Below are 17,430 nucleotides of genomic sequence, written 5' to 3' on the forward strand. Positions count from 1 at the left end.
TCAGTTCATATTTGAATAGCAGTTTTTTTATATTTTAGTGAAATAACTCGGCCTGTGTAAAAATTCTCAATTTTTCGAAACTATAGATAATGCATGGTCAAATTTGGTAAACTAAAGAAATGAAAGAGGGGGAGAAGGGAAAATGTTAAAAAGATCGATTAGAGCAATTTTAATAAGCTGTCTTGTATTAACGCTCAGCTTATTAGCAGCATGTGGAAACAATAATGAAAAATCTGCAAATGGTAAAAAACATGGGAAATTACCAATAGCAACGATAAAGGTAAAAGACTATGGTGTTATTAAAGCTGAATTATATCCTAATATTGCACCAAACACTGTAGATAATTTTATCTCACTAGCAAACAAAGGATTTTATAATGGATTAACATTCCATCGAGTTGTTAGAGACTTCGTAATTCAAGGTGGCGATCCTCAGGGAACTGGTGGCGGTGGTCCAGGATATGCAATTGATGGCGAATTTACATCAAACGGCTTTAAAAATAACTTAAAACATACAACAGGTGTACTATCTATGGCAAGAACTGGTGATCCAAATAGTGCTGGAAGTCAATTTTTCATAATGGCGAACGATACTCCTGACCTTGATGGACAATATGCTTCATTTGGTAAAGTGACTGAAGGAATCGATATTGTTAAGAAAATTGACGCTGTTGAAGTAGATTCAATGGAAAAACCTGTTACTCCAGTAATCATCGAGTCTATAAAAGTAGATACAAAAGGCGAGAAATACGCTAAACCAAAAACTCATAAAGAATAATGAGTTTTTGGTTTTAATGGCTCCTACATAAAACGCAAAAAACTACTTCACAAAAATGAAGTAGTTTTTTCATTTAAATTAAATGTGGATTATAAACCTTTTTTTATTTTACCAGACCAAAGTTTGTAGCCGCCTTTAAGTTGGTAAAGTTCTGTTACACCTTGTTTACGTAAAATACGTGCAGCTTGTCCAGGACGAACGCCCATTTGATCATATAAATATACTGCTTGGTCTTTACGAATTTCTTTTGAACGCGTTTTTAATTGTGCGAACGGAATATTACGAGCACCTAATATATGGCCGTTCTTAAAATCTTCTTGATCTCGTAAGTCAATTAGCTGAGCTTTACGGTAGCCAGCACGAAATTCTTCCTCACTTAACGTTTTAATTAAACGTTTTTGGTAGAAATACATAACTATTGAGTATACAATGATACCTAGTACGACAAAAATTATTGGTAAAAACTGACTCAAATTTTTCAACACCTTTCAATTACCTACTTATCTTATTATAATTCTCTAGTAGGATTGTGCAAGAAACTTTCATTAAAAAAGTAAAAATTTATCGAAAAATGAGGAGATTTTCAACATGACAAAGACAAAGTGGAATTTTATTAATAGCGGAGTAAAATCAGGTAGCTATAATATGGCTCTTGATGAATGTTTAATCAAGTGGCAAAGTGAAGAAGGTTTTCTTCCAACACTTCGTTTCTATGAATGGGAAAATCCTACTGTAACAATCGGATATTTCCAAAAAAACCAAGAAATAAGTTTAGAAGCATTAAAAAAATATAACGGTGATTTTGTAAGACGCCAAACTGGTGGAAGAAGCGTACTTCATCACGATGAATTAACTTATAGCGTAATTGTCCCAGAAAGCTACCCAAATATGCCGGTATCAGTTACAGAAGCATATCGAGTTATTTCAATGGGAATTTTAGAAGGGTACAAGCTACTTGGTTTAGATGCATCTTTTTCTGTACCAAAAACTGCTGAAGAAAAAAATCAATTAAAAAACCCAGCAAGTGCCGTTTGCTTTGATGCTCCATCATGGTATGAAGTTGTTGTAAATGATAAAAAAATTGCTGGAAGTGCTCAAACGAGACAGAAGGGCTCAATTCTTCAGCACGGTTCAATTCCTTTAAATATTGATGTTGATATGCTATATGACCTATATATTTTCTCTTCAGACGCAGTGAGAGATAGAATGAAAAAACGATTCTTAGATCGTGCAACATGGATCAATGCAGAAAGTACTACTCCTAAAACAATGGCTGACTTGTATGAAGCATTTGAAAAAGGCTTCGAAATGGGCTTAGATATCGAGTTGGTGCCTTATGAATTAACAGAGGCTCAAGAGAAGGAAGTACAGGAATTAGCTGCTACTAAATACAATACTGAGGAATGGAATTTACGTAAGTAGTTTTTTATTGAAAGCCTTTTTGGCTTTCTTTTTTTGCATTGAGGAGGGCGAATAAAGGAAGAAGAGAGCAAATAAATCTGAGAGACTGCAAATTATGCAGGATATCCTTTTGGCTTTATTGTTGTGCTCCTATTTATATGCATGAAGATTGAGTTGTGGGCTATGAGGAGCTTTTTTTATTCGTTTAAAGGATGCATTAGGTGAATTGGCAAATGAGAAGATGATGTTTGAACTTTTTAACATCGTTTTACTAAGCCTGCCAAAAAGGTGATTTTAGAGAGGTATCCTAATACTAAACTTGAAATGGATGAAGAGAAAAGGAAATATAAATGGGGAAAATACGGAATTGGAAAATATGTTTATCAAAAAGAAGAAGCTGCTTCAATTTAAGAGACAATTTCTGGTTATATAAAAAAGTATTTTCCTAATGGAGAAATTCAATATTTTACATAATGAAGTGTATCTATTTCATAGGTACACTCTTATTATTTTCATCATACTCTTATACAGAATGACGATCTATTAACATTTAAATGAGTTCACCTTAATTGCACTTTTGGTTTATGTGTTGTATCATTTTATTTGATGCTTATTGTGACGGAATAAAGTTTGAATGACTGTATTGGAGGAAGATCATGCCCACACCAAGTATGGAAGATTATATTGAACAAATTTACCTTTTAATTGAAGATAAAGGGTATGCTCGCGTATCTGATATTGCCGAAGCATTATCTGTACACCCATCGTCAGTGACCAAAATGGTGCAAAAACTAGATAAAGACGATTACTTAATTTATGAAAAATATAGAGGGTTAATCCTAACACAAAAAGGTAAAAAGATGGGAAAAAGACTTGTCTATCGCCATGTATTACTTGAGCAATTCTTAAGAATTATTGGGGTAGATGAAAACTTAATTTATCAAGATGTTGAAGGAATGGAACATCATATGAGTTGGGAAGCGATTGATCGAATTGGAGAACTAGTACAGTTCTTTGAAGAAGATAAAAATCGAATCGAAGAATTAAAAAATATTCAAAAGTCGAATGAAACCCAATCGAATTCGAATAATTAAAAAGACCGTGCTTAGTAGGAAGCACGGTCTTTCTTTTTGCCCTTTTCACCCTCAATCACAGTTAAGTGACTTGCATCCTTTGTTCGTTTTTTTAACAAAGGTGTGGAGGTACTTTTTCTTGAAGTGGGCTTTGATTTGTTAATCGATTTTTTTAACGAGCTAGATTTTTGAGTGTTATATTTCTTTACAGTTTGTTTTGCAGCCTTACGATAGGAGTCCTGATGGCTTCTTTGGCTGTTTGAAGATGAAAAAACTCTATAAATAAAATAAATAATTAAAAGGATTAATCCAATAAACAAAAACCGTTGTAATAATTTTGCAGGATCGTTTATCAACTGAGCAATTAAGCCAAAAAGTGCTAATGCTATTATTCCATAAAATATTGATGAGTACACTTTTTGATTCACTTTAAGCACCTCCTAAGTGAAGAGTAAATTAGTTATTAAATGTATTAGAAAAATATTGTTTCTTATAGTTTATTACATTTTATCCAATAAGTTGATATTTTTTACAAAATTCTGTCAATTAAATCTTGTTATTTTTTTCCACTTCTAAAAGTCGGTTAAATGAAGCGATGGATACTTCAACTTGATCATCAGTCGGCTCTTTAGTTGTTAATAATTGCAGCCATAATCCTGGGTAACCTACCCATCTTAATATAGGAATATTTCGAACTTTATTTGTTAATTGTAGAACCTCAAACGAAACGCCTATAACAACTGGGATTAATAAAAGTCGATCCACAATTCTTAGCCAAAGTGGGCTTGTTGGAACTAAGAAGTATATGAACATACCAACAATTACAGTAAATAGAATAAAGCTACTTCCACAACGATAATGTAGTCGAGATTGTGATTGGACTCCTTCGATCGTTAAAGGAATATTGTTTTCATATGCATTTATCACTTTATGCTCTGCACCGTGATACATAAATACTCTTTTTATAAATGGAGTCAAGGAAACTAAGTAAATATAAATTAATAAAAAACATAGTTTTAAGACACTTTCTATTATGACTTGTTGAAAATCGGTTTCAAAAATTGGTTTCAATGTTGCAGCCAGAAGAACTGGTACAAGTGTAAAAATAACTTTACCAACTAAAAATGATAAAACGGCTAATAATGAAAGTCCGAGATAAGTTGCAAGCGTACCTTTTTGTTTTTCACGCTCAATTGCAATTTTCTCATCATCTTGTGGATCAATCCCGTATCTTTCAGTTGAGTAATTTAAATGCTTGGATCCATTAATGCTTGCTTGTATAATCGCGACTACACCACGGACGAAAGGGATTTTCTTTAATTTTTGCATTGTCCGATTTATATGTATCGGTTCTTCATAATATTGTATTTCTTCATTTGACCTGCGGATTGCAGAGACTGTATGTGTTTTGCCACCAAACATTACGCCCTCTACGATTGCTTGCCCCCCATAAACTGCTTTATTTTTCTCTCTCATGTTGCACCAACCTAAACTTGTTTTTTATCTATTACTATCTATTGTAAATGTAAGCATAATAATGGTGCAAGTAAGAAGTAGGAAAATAGTGTAATAATCGAAAAATTTTTAATTTTCTAATAAAAATTTAGAATCACATTAAAGATTTCTTTGTTGGACATAATACTCAGAGATATTTAGCAATGTATGGAAAGGGAAATGATATATGCCAGATAAAGATAAAGAACAAGAAAAGGAAATGCAGGATCAAGAAAACAATCAAAATCAAGATCAAAATCAGGATCAAAATCAGGATCAGGGTCAAAGTAAAAATCAAAATGAATACCTAGTGCAAGGTGGCGATGCTGATGCAAAAGAGAATAAGAACTTTAATAAGATTGCTAGTATTGGGTTTTTCGGTGGTATATTTTGGTCTACTGTTTTATTAGTTCTTAGTTATTTTGATTTTACTCAAATTGGTCCAAATTTTGTTTTAGAAAGAATCAAACTTGGAAAATGGGCAAATGGTTATATTGAAAACTTAATTTCTATAGTTGGTATAGGAATTATTTCGATCATTATTGCATTTGTATTTTATTTTATCGGTAGAAAATTTAACGGAGTTCTGCCAGGTATATTTTTTGGTGTGCTCCTTTGGGTTATTGTTTTTATTGTCCTTGGTAAATTAGCATTCGATTTAAAAGCAATTAAGAATTATTCGTCTGATACGACAGTTACTACAATCTGTTTATTCATTTTATACGGAACTTTTATTGCATATTCTGTTTCTTTTGCATTTCAAGAGCAAAAGGCATATTTGCGTGGCTATTCAAAATAGTCTGGCCTATGATAAAATAAACCTTGGGTATTCCAAGATATGTTTGTTTGGGATAAATATGCGAAAAATGATGGGTGGAGACTTTTAAAATGGCTAAGTTTTTGTTATTGAATGGACCTAATCTAAATATGCTCGGTCAGAGAGAAGTTTCTATCTATGGTTCAACTACATTAAAGGATATTGAGGATCATTTAGCATCGCTTGCACATGAAGATGGGGATACGATTGATTGCTTTCAATCGAATCATGAAGGTGAATTAATCGATAAACTGCATGCAGCAAATAATGTCTATGATGGGATTCTGTTTAATCCTGGCGCATTTACTCATTACAGTTATGCAATTCGTGATGCAATTGCAAGTATTACCGTGCCAACTATTGAAGTACACATTTCAAATATACATAAAAGAGAAGAGTTCCGACATACTTCAGTATTAGCTGCAGTAACTGTAGGGCAAATCGTTGGTTTAGGTGTGTATGGATATGATTTAGGTTTAAGTGCGTTAAAAAACATAAGTAGGGGAGAGCAAAACAATGGAAAAAATTAAAAAGTTACGTGAAGCTTTAGTAGAAAAAGGATTAGATGCATTATTAGTAACTAGTACATATAACAGACGTTACATGACGAACTTCACAGGTTCTGCTGGTGTTGCTTTAATTACTCAGGACAAAGCTTTATTCATTACTGATTTCCGCTATATTGAACAAGCTACTAGCCAATGTGAAGGTTATGAAATCGTTAAGCATGAAGGTTCAATTCCAGCTGAAGTTGCAGCTTTAACAGAGAAATTAGGCGTATCAAAACTTGGGTTTGAACAAGATCATGTTACATTTACAGAATTTGGTTCTTACCGCAAAGTAGCAAAAGCAGAATTAGTTCCTGTAAGTGGATTAATTGAAAAATTACGCTTAATTAAAACGGATGCAGAGATTTCAATCATTAAGGAAGCTGCTAAAATTGCAGAATCTGCTTTTGATCATATTTTAGGATTTATCCGTCCAGGTGTTACTGAATTAGAAGTATCTAATGAGTTAGAATTTTTTATGCGTAAGTTAGGTGCTACTTCATCATCATTTGATACAATCGTTGCTTCTGGTACTCGTTCTGCCCTTCCGCACGGTGTAGCATCTGAAAAAGTAATTGAAACAGGTGATTTTGTAACGTTAGATTTTGGTGCATACTATAAAGGGTATGTATCAGATATGACGAGAACAGTTTCTGTTGGTGAGCCTCATTCTGATTTGAAGAAAATTTACGATATCGTTCTTGAAGCTCAATTACGTGGTGTTAACGGAATTAAAGCAGGAATTACTGGTAAAGAAGCTGATGCTTTAACTCGTGATTATATCACGGAAAAAGGTTATGGAGAATATTACGGACATGGAACTGGCCATGGTATTGGTTTAGAAGTACATGAAGGACCTGGCGTATCATTCCGTTCTGATACAGTATTAGAGCCAAATATGATCGTAACTTGTGAACCAGGTATTTATATTCCAAATCTAGGTGGAGTTCGTATAGAAGATGATTTAATCGTTAAAACTGGTGGTAACGAAAACTTAATGTCTTCACCAAAAAACCTAATCATTTTATAAGTTTTCATTAGATTAGAAAATAGAACTACACAAAAAGCGTATTTTACTTTATGATATAAAGTTGTAAAAGAAATTCATGGTAAGAGAAATGGTTCTTTTTTACACAATACATACTTATAGAACCATTTCATTTTTTAGGAGGATATTTAATGATTTCAGTAAACGATTTTCGTACAGGTTTAACAATTGAAACTGACGGTGGGCTTTGGCAAGTAATCGATTTCCAACACGTTAAACCTGGTAAAGGTGCTGCATTCGTACGTTCAAAACTTCGTAACTTACGTACAGGCGCTGTACAAGAAAAAACATTCCGTGCTGGTGAGAAAGTAGCAAAAGCACATATTCAAAACCGTAAAATGCAATATTTATATGCTAATGGTAACCAACATGTATTCATGGACAACGAGTCATATGAGCAAATTGAATTACCAGAAGCAAATATTGAACGTGAATTAAAATTCCTTAAAGAAAATATGGAAGTTTATATCATGACTTTTGAAAGTGAAATTTTAGGTGTTGAATTACCAAACACAGTTGACCTAAAAGTAGTTGAAACTGAACCAGGTATTAAAGGTGATACTGCTTCTAACGTAACAAAACCAGCTACAATGGAAACTGGTTTAGTAGTACAAGTACCAATCTTCATTAATGAAGGCGAAGTATTAATTATTAACACAACTGAAGCTAGCTACGTTTCACGTGCAAAATCTTAATTAAATGTAAAAAATGGAGGCACTTATTTAACAAGTGTCTCTTTTTCTTATTAACAAATTTAAATAAGTAAGGGTGATTAAATGGTTACATCAATTGTTCTTTGGACATTGATTATCATTTGTTTTGCATTGGCGTTTATTGCGCTAATCAAACCAATAATTCCAGGTGTACCAGTATTATGGGTAGGGTTTTTAATTTATTATTTTGGAATTAATAAAAGTAATTTAAATATGTCGTTTTGGATTATTATGCTGATTTTTACAGCTGTTATTTTTCTAGCGGATATTCTGGCTAATAAATATTTTCTTAAAAAATACGGTAGTACAAAAACTGGTGAAAGAGTAGGTTGTTTAGCTGTAATCGTTGGCTCGTTTGTTTTTCCTCCCTTTGGCTTAATTATTGTCCCATTCGTTTCTGTATTTATAGCTGAGAAATTACAAGGGAAGAATACGAAAGATTCGATTAAATCTGCATGGGCGACAGTTGTCTCATTTATTAGCAGCTCATTAGCAAAAGCGGTATTACAAGTTATTATGGTTATAATCTTTTTCGTTTATATGATATTTTAATTTGCATTAAAGAAAGTATGGTCATGTTAATTTCCATTACAGGATGCGCGCTTTCCATGGGGCCGAACCTTTAGCCTTCCGGTATCTCACATTAGGGGTCGAGCATCTTTTTCATTCCAAACAACTTATTAACATTGATAAATTAATCTATGAGTAAGTAATTTTAAGGATTAAGCCTAAATAGTGACCTATGAACCCTTTTAATCCAATATTGACTATGTAATATGCAAACAAGCTAAGAGAGAAGTTATACGACTTCTCTCTTTTTTTGTGCTTTCTAATTAATGTTTGTCTTCTGAAATGGACATGTTCAGCATATTAGTAATAAAAAAGAATGAAAAAAGGAAAAGGTGTGTAGCTATGAAGGATTGGATTGATTCAATGGATCGAGCAGTTCTAAGTATGGGAATGCTCAGAGTTTTTGGTGGAAGTGTAGAATTGATTGCTGCTTTTACAATTTTATATTTAAACGACATTAAGAAGGCATTAGCAGTAAATAGTGTTTTGGCAACAGTTGGACCTATTATTCTCATTTCAACAATGGCTATTGGGATTATAGGTGTTGCATCTAAATTAGATCCTATTCGATTAGTTTTAGTAGTTTGTGGTGTGTTTTTAATCATGTTGGCAGTTTTTAAATGATAGGATGTGACCTTTTATGGAAGAGGTTTTCAATGTATTGCCTACATTAATTAAAGAAAAGCTACAGCGTTCATATGGAGACCTACAACAAGTAGAGGAATTAAGGTTAAGGATCGGGCGTCCAGTTGAAGTAATTTCTAATAATCAATCAAATTTTATACCTTATATCCTAACAGAAGAAGAAGGCGGGCAGATTCTTGGGAAGCTAAGTCAATTTTCAATTTATACGATTGAGGAAGAATTGAAAAAAGGCTATATCACAATTAAAGGTGGTCATCGAGTCGGGTTAGCTGGTCGCGTTGTAACTGAAAACGGAATGGTTAAAATGATTCGAGATATTAGTTCTTATAATTTTCGTATTGCAAAAGAAAAAGTAGGAATAGCTAATCCATTTGTAAAGTATGTTTATGAAGGAAGATGGAAAAACACTATGCTGATTGGCCCGCCACAAGCAGGGAAAACAACATTACTTAGGGATTTTGCTAGAGTGGTGAGTCAAGGTGATGCCATGAGGGGAATAAGGCCTGGGAAGGTCGGTATTGTTGACGAGCGATCTGAGATAGCTGGTTCAGTTAAAGGGGTACCTCAATATACATTTGGTGAAAGAATTGATGTATTAGATGCATGTCCAAAGGCTGAAGGAATGATGATGCTTGTAAGGTCGATGAGTCCTCATGTCATTCTTGTAGACGAAATTGGAAAAAAGGAAGATGTAGATGCGATTTTAGAAGCAATCTTTGCCGGTGTTCAATTAATAGTGACCGTCCATGGCTATTCACTAGATGAAATAAGAAAACGCCCTTCTCTTTTGCCTTTGTTTCAAAATGGGACATTTGAACGATTTATCGAAATTTCAAGTTTTCCTTCACCTGGTACTGTTACAGACATTAAAAATAAGGATTGCTCTAGTTTATTTCATCCAAGGGCGGTGTTTTAAATGAGGTGGATTGGAGCGCTTGTTATCATTTTTTCAACAAGTTGGCTTGGATTTTATTTTGCACGTAGATTATCAGAACGGACAAAAGAATTAAGGGGCTGGAAGTTGGCTCTTCAATCTCTTGAGGCAGAGGTAATGTATAGTCAATTGCCACTGCAAGAAGCGTTTAGAAGAATTTCGAGTCAATTAAAAGGACCGATTAATAGCTGTTTACAAGATTTTGCAATTCAACTTGAAACGAGTGCATTTTCAGCGAAAGAAGCCTGGGAAAATTCATTAATGAAATATGCTAAAACTGTCTCGATTAAAGAGTCTGACATACAAGTATTATTACAGTTTGGTGAGACGATTGGTATGCATGATAAATATTCACAACAAAAACAAATCATTTTAGCATTAAAACATTTGGAAAGAGAAGAGCAAGAAGCAATCGATTCGCAGGGCAGTTATGAACGAATGTCTAAAATGCTAGGAGTTTTAAGTGGAATATTAATCGTTATATTACTCTTGTAGGAGGGATTTAGATTGATTACAAATTATGCTCTTATGTTTCAAATAGCTGGGATTGGAGTAATTGCTGCAATTATCCATGCGGTTTTAAAAAAAGCCGGACAAGAAGAGTTTGCTACATGGACGATTATAACTGCATTCATTATCGTATTTCTTCAAGTTATCACAAAAGCTGGTGATCTATTTAATAAAGTTCGGGATGTATTTCTATTTCATTAGATTAGGGGTGAGAGTCTTTGGAAATCATCCAAATTGTCGGCATTGGGTTAGCTGCCACATTTGTCATTCTTTTATTAAATCAATTTAAAATGAATAATTTTACTTTAGCAATAACTGTTTTTATAAGCTGTGTATTATTTTTATTTTTATTGGATAAGGTGCAATTCTTATTGGAACAAATTCAAAAGCTAGCAAATCAGGCGAGTATTAAAAATGTGTATGTTGAAACTTTATTAAAAATAATTGGGATCGCATACATAGCTGAATTTGGAGTTCAAATTACGAAAGATGCTGGCCAAGGAGCAATTGCTTCCAAGATTGAATTAGGGGGCAAAGTACTTATTTTGGTTCTTGCAATACCGATTTTAACAGCTTTAATAGAAACAATTTTAAGTTTTTTACCAAAAATTTCTTAGATGTAAGGAAAGGAGGACATTATGTCAAAAAGGATGAAAGTTTTTCTTCTTTTCTTTGCTCTCTTTTTTTTAGTACCAAGAATTGTACAAGCTGCTCCTCCACCTGCTGAAATAGTAAATGAACAAATACAAAAGTTAGGGATCGATGATGTGCAACAATATTGGGATGAAGTAGTTCATCAATATGGTGGTTTTTTACCCGAGAGTCAAAAAGGGGACTTTATCCAATTTATTAAGGGAGAAAAGAAATTTTCATTACAAGAATGGTTTATTGCATTTGCTAAATATATATTTTTTGAGTTATTAAGTAATGGAAAAATATTAGGGATCTTAATTATGTTAGTTATATTTAGTTCTTTACTCCAATCATTACAAAATGCATTTGAGAAGAGTACGGTCAGTAAGATTGCAGATAATGTTGTTTTTCTAGTATTAGTAGTTTTTGCATTAAATAGTTTCTATATTGCTACGCAGGCCACCCAAGATGCAATTACAGTCATGATTGATTTTTTACGAGCATTAATACCTATTTTACTAGCTTTGATTGCGACATCAGGTGGTGTCATATCTGTTGGCGTTTTCCATCCAATCTTAATATTTTTAATGCATACAAGCGGATTACTAGTGACGTATTTTGTACTACCTTTAATTCTTGTATCTACAATTTTAAGTATTGTAAGCATTATCAATGATGAGTTAAAGGTAACAAAATTAGCTTCTTTAATAAGAAATGTTGCTGTAGGTGTACTAGGAATCTTTTTAACTATTTTTTTAGGCGTGTTAAGTGTACAAGGTTTGACGACTGCAGTATCGGATGGGGTAGCAGTAAAAACAGCTAAATTTGTGACAAGTAATTTTATTCCAGTTGTTGGTAAAGTTTTTGCAGACGTTACAGATACAGTTATTAGTGCATCTTTATTGTTAAAAAATACAGTTGGGATTGTAGGTTTAGTTACTTTATTAGCAATCGTTGTATTCCCAGCTATTAAAATATTGGTTTTAGCTTTAATTTATAAATTCTCAGCGGCGATCTTACAACCAGTTGGAAGTAAAAATATCATTAGCACGATTGATACGATCGGAAAAAGTGTAACTTATTTATTTGTTTGTTTATCAATCGTTTCATTAATGTTTTTCTTAAGTATGACTTTAATAATAGCGGCAGGAAACATTGTCGTCATGTTTAGGTAGGTGAGAAAATGGAATTCTTTATACACTGGGTTTCAAATATTATCGTCTATATATTAGTTGCAACCGTCATTATGATGTTAATTCCAAATACCGGCTTAGCAAAATATGTACGATTTGTAGCGAGTCTATTATTAATTGTCATGATGCTCCAACCAATTTTTCAATTATTCAGAGTAAATATACAAGAAGTGCTAGCAGGGTACCAGTCTAAAACGTATGAAGCAAATGGCGAAATAAAAAATGAAATAAATAATAAGAAAAATGAAATACAAGAAGCAGAACGTGCATATATATTAAAACAAATGGCTGTCCAAATGAAAAAGGACGTTGAAAAAAGCTTTTCAAAAGAATTTGAACAGGTCATTACAAATGTGGATTTACAAGTTAAAGATGGAGTTACTACAGTAAAAACAGCACAAGATCTATCTAAAGTAATTGTTTACGTAGGCCCTAAAAAAGATGAGACAAGCAATGTAGAGCCTGTTCAAGAAGTATCAATTAATTCCGATCAGCCTGTTCAGACAGACGATGAAAAAATTAAACAACAAGAGTTACAAACTTTTTTAGCAAATAAATGGGAGCTTGAGGACAAGCAAATCGAAGTCAAAATGGAAGGAGGGGAGTAATGACAAATGAAGAAAAAGATTCCACCAATAAAATTAGCAGACTTTCTAAAAGGAAATGGCGATGACAAAACCTCTTCTGACAAAGAAAAAAGTCCATTTAAACTAACGAGAAAATATGTACTAGCTCTACTGGGACTCGGGATTTGTTGGATGATTGCTAGCAATCTATTTGCTAATACAAATCAAAAAACGAATTCAATGCTTTCACCTATTTCGACAGAAACGAGTGGAACACCAAAAAATAATGAAAAAGCTGTTGAGACTCTTGGAAGTGATGGTGGAAAATCATCATCAAACAAAATGGAAGAATATGAAACAAAATATGAACAGCAGCTAACAGAAACATTAAATAATATGGCTGGTGTAAGTAATGTAAAAGTAGTAGTAAATCTTGAAGGTAGTGGAAAGAACGTTTATCAAACAAATAAAACGAATCGTACTCAAGAAACTGAGGAAACAGATAAACAAGGTGGAAAACGAAATATTGATGATCAATCACAAGAAGAGCAAGTAGTCATTATTGATAACGGTGATAAACAAGAACCTGTTGTAGCCGAAACTGAAATGCCAAGAATTAGAGGTGTACTCGTTATTGCTAAAGGCGCTGAAAACCTTGAAGTAAAGTCAATGATTCGAGAAGCTGTAACGCGATTACTTGATGTACCAAGCTATCGTGTCTCTGTACAACCAAAAAAATAAGAGGAAGAAGGTAAAATTTAAATGAAAAAACAAACGATTTGGTTATTAACAATGTTAAGTTTAGTTGTTGTATTATCAGTTTATTATGTTACGACACCTGATAATTTAAAAACAACAAGTTTTATGAACATGAATAACAATACAAATACAGATTCATTAGACTCAACTCCTAAAGATACTAAGAAGACAGATTCTAATACTGATTCTAAAACAAATACTTCTAAAACAAATACTTCTAAACAAAACGGTAAAGAAACTGCTTCTCAAGAAAATTCTACTAGTGAAGTATTCTTAAAACAGCGTATGGAACAAGAAGATCAAAGAAGTCAATTAATTGATGAATATAAAGCTACTGTTGACTCAGCAACTGCATCAGCAAAAGAGAAGAGTGATGCATTCACTAATATGAATGAACTTCAAAAATTAACTGCATTAGAATCAGATGTAGAATCTATGATTAAAGAAGCTGGCTATAAAGATGCACTAGTTCGTTCTGACAAAGATGAAGTAAAAGTAGATGTAACGTCAGCAAAACCAAGCAGAAAAGCAGCGAATGACATCATTCAAATGACAAGAAGTGTCTTAGGTGAAAAACTAGTAGTTGTAAAATTCCAAGTTAAATAATTTTTTGAACAAAGCCAGTAGAAGTTTACTCTACTGGCTATTATTTTTTTTAAAAAGGAAGCCCGCGTGAGGTTGATTTCCATTACAGGATGCTCGCTTTTTCATGGGGCGTGACCAGAGCTTCTCTAACATTAACTATATGGCAAAGTATTAGGGGTATCTCAAGAGAACTATTCATTTATAGTTTAGAGTATTGATTTATTTTTTTATAAATTAGGAGAGTTTTATGTGATTTAGTATGAGTTGGAGCACATTTGCTAGTTTTTTCGTTTTAAAGTATTTATATATAGTACAATTTTTAGGCATAATACCCTAGCTAGTGTAGGTAATTATAAATTTTATTTGCGATTCTCTTGGATTTAATTGCAGTTTTGCTAACTTTATTTGCGATTTTCAGATTTTATTTGCAGTACACTGTTTTTTCATCTCTTCAATATAGTTGGACTTCTTATTTGCCTTTTGCAGGGCTATTTGAACGAGGTTCCCATCAACTTTGACTTTTGAGACGTCCCATTTCATTTTTTTTAATATGCTTATTAATAATTAATGTGAATTTTAGGATTATTCCTAATTCCTACGCACTTTCTGTCTTTGGTTTTCCCTGTTATAATAGTTTATATTGAATTATTTTTGGTAAGGAATAATATATAAATATTCCTTGTAAAATAGCTAAAAATAATTAGGAAATACTTTGGTTAAAATAATTTGTTGAAAAGTTTAGTATTAGGTTATAAGATTAGACTATATGTCTTAAGGGGTGAACAGAATGAAAATTCATGAAATTAGAGAGTTAATTAAGTTAATCGATCAATCAACAATAAATGAATTCGAATTTGAGGATAATGGTGCTATCGTTAAAATTAAAAAAGGTGGACAAACAACTGTAGTTACATCTACACCAGTTGTACACCAAGAGCTAGCTCCAGTTGTTACATCTGCTCCAGTTGCAACTTTAGAAAGACCAGTTGCTGCAGAAGTTGCTGCACCTGTAGTAGAAAAAGAAGATACAAGTAACTTACATAAGATTACATCACCGATGGTAGGTACATTCTACGCATCTCCATCTCCTGATGCTAAAGAATACGTATCAATCGGCGATCGTATTAAAAATGATTCAATCGTTTGTATCGTTGAAGCAATGAAGCTATTTAATGAAATTGAAGCTGAAATTGAAGGCGAAATCGTTGAAGTACTTGCTAAAAATGGTCAATTAGTAGAATACGGTCAACCATTATTCTTGGTAAAGGCCTAAGTATCTACAAAATTAACAGTACTTTACTAGAGAAGGTGAAGAAATGAAAAAGGTTTTAATAGCGAATCGAGGAGAAATCGCCATTCGTATTATTCGAGCATGTAAAGAATTAAATATTGAAACAGTTGCTATTTACTCTGAAGGAGATAAAGAAGCATTACATGTTCAAATGGCTGATGAAGCTTATTGTGTCGGTCCTAAATTATCAAAAGATAGTTATTTAAATATGACTAATATCATTAGTATTGCAAAATTAACTGGTTGTGATGGAATCCATCCTGGTTATGGTTTCCTATCAGAAAATGCTAGTTTTGCAGAATTATGTACAGAGTGCAATGTGAAATTCATTGGACCAACGGCTGATTCTATTTCTAAAATGGGTACAAAAGACGTTGCTCGTGAAACAATGAAAGAAGCAGGTGTACCTGTTGTACCTGGTTCACAAGGTATTATTCAAAGTATAGAAGATGGTAAAAAGATTGCTGCAGAAATCGGCTATCCAGTTATTATCAAAGCTACAGCTGGTGGCGGTGGTAAAGGAATCCGTGTAGCAAAAGATGAAAACGAACTTGAAAAAGGTATTCAAATTACTCAACAAGAAGCTCAAACAGCTTTCGGTAATCCAGGTGTGTATCTTGAAAGATATATAACAGATTTTAGACATGTTGAAATTCAGGTTTTAGCAGATGAACATGGAAATACGATTCATCTTGGAGAACGTGATTGTACAATTCAACGTCGTCTTCAAAAATTAGTAGAAGAAGCTCCATCTCCAGTATTAGACGAAGAAACTCGTGAAAAAATGGGTCAAGCAGCTGTTCGTGCAGCTGAAGCAGTAAATTATTGGGGAGCAGGTACTGTTGAGTTCATTTATGAGCCACATACTAAAAACTTCTTCTTTATGGAGATGAACACACGTATTCAAGTTGAGCATCCAGTAACTGAATATATTTCTGGAATTGATCTTATTAAGCAACAATTATTAATTGCTAAAGGTCATCCATTAAAAATGACTCAAGCAGACGTTTCTTTAAAAGGATGGTCTATTGAGTGTCGTATTAATGCAGAAAATCCAGATAAGAACTTTATGCCGTCTCCTGGTAAAATCATTACGTATTTACCACCAGGTGGTCCGAATGTTCGTGTTGATTCTGCTGTATATAGCGGGTACACAATTCCGCCATATTATGATTCAATGATTGCGAAAGTTATCGTGCATGGCAAGACAAGAGAAGAAGCAATTGCTATAATGATAAGAGCACTTGAAGAATTTGTGGTAGAAGGAATTTACACAACAATTCCATTCCATTTAAATTTATTGCAAAATGAAATCTTCGTAAAAGGGAAGTATAATACTAAATTCCTTGAGGAGCATGCGCTTGTTAAAGGATAAAGTGGAGGGATCTGTATGAACGAAAATCAAATTTTAGAAATGGGTACTGCGACATTAGGTCGAGTAGAAATCGCACCTGAAGTAATCGAAGTAATTGCTGGTATTGCAGCTGCTGAAGTTGAAGGTGTTTCAAGCATGCGTGGAAACTTAGCATCTGGTATTTCTGAAATTATCGGTAAGAAATATCATGGTAAGGGTGTCCGAGTTGATTTATCAGAAGATCGAATTACAATCGATGTATACATTCTAGTTAAATTTGGTAAGTCAATCCCAACTGTAGCAGGTAATGTACAAGACAATATTCGTCAAGCATTATTAACGATGACAGGTCTTGAATTATCTGAAGTAAATGTTCACGTAGTAGGAGTTCAATTCGATACGAAACCTGAGCAAGAAGCTCCAATTGAACTTTAATATTATAAAAAGAGTCTCTATCTAATAGAGGCTCTTTTTTTGTTTTGCTAGAAAAGAAGTTTGTTTTATGCAGTTCTTTCATT

23 protein-coding genes and 1 pseudogene are annotated in these 17,430 nt (G+C 33.2%); 21 read left to right on the forward strand and 3 right to left on the reverse strand.

The annotated features are described in order from the left end of the window. Nucleotides 1-142 precede the first annotated feature (142 nt). On the forward strand, nt 143-778 hold the full coding sequence (locus AN960_RS19595) for a peptidylprolyl isomerase (protein ID WP_056475117.1): 636 nt from the start codon (nt 143-145) through the stop codon (nt 776-778). A gap of 89 nt (nt 779-867) precedes the next feature. Here AN960_RS19595 and AN960_RS19600 read toward each other — a convergent pair whose 3' ends face one another. After that, on the reverse strand, nt 868-1,191 hold the full coding sequence (locus AN960_RS19600) for a rhodanese-like domain-containing protein (protein ID WP_082459617.1): 324 nt from the start codon (nt 1,189-1,191) through the stop codon (nt 868-870). A gap of 175 nt (nt 1,192-1,366) precedes the next feature. Here AN960_RS19600 and lipM point away from each other — a divergent pair, with 175 nt between their 5' ends. The 3 genes and pseudogenes from lipM (at nt 1,367) to mntR (ending at nt 3,273) form a co-directional block, all read left to right on the forward strand. Next, nucleotides 1,367-2,200 carry an octanoyltransferase LipM gene (gene lipM, locus AN960_RS19605; RefSeq protein WP_056475122.1) on the forward strand — a complete coding sequence of 278 codons (834 nt, stop codon included), beginning with the start codon at nt 1,367-1,369 and terminating at the stop codon, nt 2,198-2,200. Between the two features lie 96 nt (nt 2,201-2,296). Further along, nucleotides 2,297-2,653 (forward strand): annotated as a pseudogene (locus AN960_RS25185) (spore photoproduct lyase family protein); the annotation flags it as partial. A 182-nt stretch (nt 2,654-2,835) separates the two neighbouring features. Continuing rightward, nucleotides 2,836-3,273: a transcriptional regulator MntR gene (mntR, locus tag AN960_RS19610; protein ID WP_056475124.1), complete on the forward strand. Its 438-nt coding sequence runs from the start codon at nt 2,836-2,838 to the stop codon at nt 3,271-3,273. A gap of 11 nt (nt 3,274-3,284) precedes the next feature. On the opposite strand, the gene AN960_RS19615 is transcribed toward mntR, so the two are convergent. Next, complete coding sequence (locus AN960_RS19615; RefSeq protein WP_056475127.1) at nt 3,285-3,680, reverse strand: SA1362 family protein; 396 nt, start codon at nt 3,678-3,680, stop codon at nt 3,285-3,287. A 118-nt stretch (nt 3,681-3,798) separates the two neighbouring features. Continuing rightward, nucleotides 3,799-4,728, reverse strand: coding sequence for a DUF1385 domain-containing protein (locus tag AN960_RS19620; protein WP_056475128.1), 930 nt, complete (start codon nt 4,726-4,728; stop codon nt 3,799-3,801). Nucleotides 4,729-4,933: 205 nt separating this feature from the next. Between AN960_RS19620 and AN960_RS19625 the strand changes: the two genes are divergently transcribed. The 17 genes from AN960_RS19625 to AN960_RS19705 all read left to right on the forward strand — a co-directional run bounded on the left by AN960_RS19625 (nt 4,934) and on the right by AN960_RS19705 (nt 17,347). Beyond that, entirely contained in the window at nt 4,934-5,545 is a 612-nt protein-coding gene (locus AN960_RS19625) for a YqhR family membrane protein (protein ID WP_056475131.1), read from the forward strand. Between the two features lie 89 nt (nt 5,546-5,634). Beyond that, the gene (gene aroQ, locus AN960_RS19630; protein ID WP_056475134.1) at nt 5,635-6,093 is read left to right on the forward strand and encodes a type II 3-dehydroquinate dehydratase; all 459 of its coding nucleotides are present in this window, start codon (nt 5,635-5,637) and stop codon (nt 6,091-6,093) included. After that, nucleotides 6,080-7,141 carry a M24 family metallopeptidase gene (locus tag AN960_RS19635; protein ID WP_056475136.1) on the forward strand — a complete coding sequence of 354 codons (1,062 nt, stop codon included), beginning with the start codon at nt 6,080-6,082 and terminating at the stop codon, nt 7,139-7,141. The genes aroQ and AN960_RS19635 overlap by 14 nt, the downstream gene beginning before the upstream one ends. A gap of 149 nt (nt 7,142-7,290) precedes the next feature. Next, the gene (efp, locus tag AN960_RS19640) at nt 7,291-7,854 is read left to right on the forward strand and encodes an elongation factor P (protein ID WP_056475139.1); all 564 of its coding nucleotides are present in this window, start codon (nt 7,291-7,293) and stop codon (nt 7,852-7,854) included. An 81-nt stretch (nt 7,855-7,935) separates the two neighbouring features. After that, nucleotides 7,936-8,424: a DUF456 domain-containing protein gene (locus tag AN960_RS19645; RefSeq protein WP_056475142.1), complete on the forward strand. Its 489-nt coding sequence runs from the start codon at nt 7,936-7,938 to the stop codon at nt 8,422-8,424. A gap of 360 nt (nt 8,425-8,784) precedes the next feature. Next, nucleotides 8,785-9,066, forward strand: coding sequence for a YqhV family protein (locus AN960_RS19650; protein WP_286131759.1), 282 nt, complete (start codon nt 8,785-8,787; stop codon nt 9,064-9,066). 16 nt (nt 9,067-9,082) lie between these two features. Then, the gene (gene spoIIIAA, locus AN960_RS19655; RefSeq protein WP_056475145.1) at nt 9,083-10,003 is read left to right on the forward strand and encodes a stage III sporulation protein AA; all 921 of its coding nucleotides are present in this window, start codon (nt 9,083-9,085) and stop codon (nt 10,001-10,003) included. After that, nucleotides 10,004-10,516 (forward strand): stage III sporulation protein SpoIIIAB, encoded by a 513-nt coding sequence (gene spoIIIAB, locus AN960_RS19660; RefSeq protein ID WP_056475148.1) that lies wholly within the window; start codon nt 10,004-10,006, stop codon nt 10,514-10,516. Between the two features lie 12 nt (nt 10,517-10,528). Then, nucleotides 10,529-10,732 (forward strand): stage III sporulation protein AC, encoded by a 204-nt coding sequence (gene spoIIIAC, locus AN960_RS19665; RefSeq protein WP_088072847.1) that lies wholly within the window; start codon nt 10,529-10,531, stop codon nt 10,730-10,732. Nucleotides 10,733-10,758: 26 nt separating this feature from the next. Continuing rightward, the gene (gene spoIIIAD, locus AN960_RS19670) at nt 10,759-11,148 is read left to right on the forward strand and encodes a stage III sporulation protein AD (RefSeq protein WP_056475648.1); all 390 of its coding nucleotides are present in this window, start codon (nt 10,759-10,761) and stop codon (nt 11,146-11,148) included. A 21-nt stretch (nt 11,149-11,169) separates the two neighbouring features. Further along, a complete protein-coding gene (gene spoIIIAE, locus AN960_RS19675; RefSeq protein ID WP_056475150.1) occupies nt 11,170-12,339 on the forward strand; it encodes a stage III sporulation protein AE in 1,170 nt (389 codons plus the stop codon). Nucleotides 12,340-12,347: 8 nt separating this feature from the next. Next, on the forward strand, nt 12,348-12,965 hold the full coding sequence (gene spoIIIAF, locus AN960_RS19680; protein WP_056475153.1) for a stage III sporulation protein AF: 618 nt from the start codon (nt 12,348-12,350) through the stop codon (nt 12,963-12,965). A 6-nt stretch (nt 12,966-12,971) separates the two neighbouring features. Further along, nucleotides 12,972-13,664: a stage III sporulation protein AG gene (gene spoIIIAG, locus AN960_RS19685; RefSeq protein ID WP_082459600.1), complete on the forward strand. Its 693-nt coding sequence runs from the start codon at nt 12,972-12,974 to the stop codon at nt 13,662-13,664. A 21-nt stretch (nt 13,665-13,685) separates the two neighbouring features. Further along, on the forward strand, nt 13,686-14,288 hold the full coding sequence (locus tag AN960_RS19690) for a SpoIIIAH-like family protein (RefSeq protein WP_056475155.1): 603 nt from the start codon (nt 13,686-13,688) through the stop codon (nt 14,286-14,288). A gap of 766 nt (nt 14,289-15,054) precedes the next feature. Continuing rightward, nucleotides 15,055-15,540, forward strand: coding sequence for an acetyl-CoA carboxylase biotin carboxyl carrier protein (gene accB / locus AN960_RS19695; RefSeq protein ID WP_056475158.1), 486 nt, complete (start codon nt 15,055-15,057; stop codon nt 15,538-15,540). Between the two features lie 43 nt (nt 15,541-15,583). Next, nucleotides 15,584-16,933 (forward strand): acetyl-CoA carboxylase biotin carboxylase subunit, encoded by a 1,350-nt coding sequence (gene accC, locus AN960_RS19700; RefSeq protein WP_056475159.1) that lies wholly within the window; start codon nt 15,584-15,586, stop codon nt 16,931-16,933. 15 nt (nt 16,934-16,948) lie between these two features. Next, nucleotides 16,949-17,347 (forward strand): Asp23/Gls24 family envelope stress response protein, encoded by a 399-nt coding sequence (locus AN960_RS19705; protein WP_056475162.1) that lies wholly within the window; start codon nt 16,949-16,951, stop codon nt 17,345-17,347. Nucleotides 17,348-17,430: the final 83 nt, after the last annotated feature.

Origin of the sequence: Bacillus sp. FJAT-25509 (genome assembly GCF_001420605.1) — a bacterium.
In the GTDB taxonomy this organism is placed as follows: domain Bacteria; phylum Bacillota; class Bacilli; order Bacillales; family Bacillaceae_G; genus Gottfriedia.

Excerpts from the sequence above, each read along its gene's own strand:
- efp (WP_056475139.1), top strand. The coding sequence starts at position 7,291 with ATGATTTCAGTAAACGATTTTCGTACAGGTTTAACAATTGAAACTGAC.
- AN960_RS19600 (WP_082459617.1), bottom strand. The coding sequence starts at position 1,191 with ATGTATTTCTACCAAAAACGTTTAATTAAAACGTTAAGTGAGGAAGAA.
- AN960_RS19690 (WP_056475155.1), top strand. The coding sequence starts at position 13,686 with ATGAAAAAACAAACGATTTGGTTATTAACAATGTTAAGTTTAGTTGTT.
- spoIIIAG (WP_082459600.1), top strand. The coding sequence starts at position 12,972 with ATGAAGAAAAAGATTCCACCAATAAAATTAGCAGACTTTCTAAAAGGA.
- AN960_RS19705 (WP_056475162.1), top strand. The coding sequence starts at position 16,949 with ATGAACGAAAATCAAATTTTAGAAATGGGTACTGCGACATTAGGTCGA.
- AN960_RS19625 (WP_056475131.1), top strand. The coding sequence starts at position 4,934 with ATGCCAGATAAAGATAAAGAACAAGAAAAGGAAATGCAGGATCAAGAA.
- spoIIIAE (WP_056475150.1), top strand. The coding sequence starts at position 11,170 with ATGTCAAAAAGGATGAAAGTTTTTCTTCTTTTCTTTGCTCTCTTTTTT.
- AN960_RS19620 (WP_056475128.1), bottom strand. The coding sequence starts at position 4,728 with ATGAGAGAGAAAAATAAAGCAGTTTATGGGGGGCAAGCAATCGTAGAG.
- mntR (WP_056475124.1), top strand. The coding sequence starts at position 2,836 with ATGCCCACACCAAGTATGGAAGATTATATTGAACAAATTTACCTTTTA.
- accB (WP_056475158.1), top strand. The coding sequence starts at position 15,055 with ATGAAAATTCATGAAATTAGAGAGTTAATTAAGTTAATCGATCAATCA.
- AN960_RS19645 (WP_056475142.1), top strand. The coding sequence starts at position 7,936 with ATGGTTACATCAATTGTTCTTTGGACATTGATTATCATTTGTTTTGCA.
- AN960_RS19635 (WP_056475136.1), top strand. The coding sequence starts at position 6,080 with ATGGAAAAAATTAAAAAGTTACGTGAAGCTTTAGTAGAAAAAGGATTA.
- spoIIIAB (WP_056475148.1), top strand. The coding sequence starts at position 10,004 with ATGAGGTGGATTGGAGCGCTTGTTATCATTTTTTCAACAAGTTGGCTT.
- accC (WP_056475159.1), top strand. The coding sequence starts at position 15,584 with ATGAAAAAGGTTTTAATAGCGAATCGAGGAGAAATCGCCATTCGTATT.
- spoIIIAF (WP_056475153.1), top strand. The coding sequence starts at position 12,348 with ATGGAATTCTTTATACACTGGGTTTCAAATATTATCGTCTATATATTA.
- AN960_RS19595 (WP_056475117.1), top strand. The coding sequence starts at position 143 with ATGTTAAAAAGATCGATTAGAGCAATTTTAATAAGCTGTCTTGTATTA.
- lipM (WP_056475122.1), top strand. The coding sequence starts at position 1,367 with ATGACAAAGACAAAGTGGAATTTTATTAATAGCGGAGTAAAATCAGGT.
- spoIIIAA (WP_056475145.1), top strand. The coding sequence starts at position 9,083 with ATGGAAGAGGTTTTCAATGTATTGCCTACATTAATTAAAGAAAAGCTA.
- aroQ (WP_056475134.1), top strand. The coding sequence starts at position 5,635 with ATGGCTAAGTTTTTGTTATTGAATGGACCTAATCTAAATATGCTCGGT.
- AN960_RS19650 (WP_286131759.1), top strand. The coding sequence starts at position 8,785 with ATGAAGGATTGGATTGATTCAATGGATCGAGCAGTTCTAAGTATGGGA.